Source organism: Streptomyces sp. TRM68416 (genome assembly GCF_014596915.1).
In the GTDB taxonomy this organism is placed as follows: domain Bacteria; phylum Actinomycetota; class Actinomycetes; order Streptomycetales; family Streptomycetaceae; genus Streptomyces.
The window spans coordinates 1-424 of record NZ_JACVWU010000105.1 but is presented as its reverse complement, the minus strand read 5'-3'; the positions used below and the strand labels follow the sequence as shown (position 1 = coordinate 424).

The 424-nt window shown below is 71.0% G+C and carries 1 pseudogene; it reads right to left on the bottom strand.

The features are described 5' to 3' along the window. Nucleotides 1-424 (bottom strand): annotated as a pseudogene (locus ICC28_RS40140) (serine hydroxymethyltransferase); the annotation flags it as partial.

Below are 424 nucleotides of genomic sequence, written 5' to 3'. Positions count from 1 at the left end.
CGGGTCGTTGGGGACGGCGTTGCGGTTGACCGTGATGCCGACCTCGTGGAGCCGGTCCTCGGCCTGCTGCCCGTCCAGCTCCGATGCGCGCAGGTCGACCAGGATCAGGTGCACGTCGGTGCCGCCGGAGAGCACGTTCACCCCGGCCGCGCGGGCGTCCTCGGCCGTCAGCCGCTCGGCCAGGATCCGCGCACCCTCCACCGTGCGCCGCTGGCGCTCCTTGAACTCCTCCGACGCGGCGACCTTGAAGGAGACCGCCTTCGCGGCGATCACATGCTCCAGCGGGCCGCCCTGGAAACCGGGGAAGACCGAGGAGTTCAGCTTCTTCGCGAAATCCTTGCCGCGAGCCAGGATGATGCCGCCGCGCGGGCCGCCCAGCGTCTTGTGGGTGGTGGAGGTGACCACATCGGCGTAGGGCACCGGG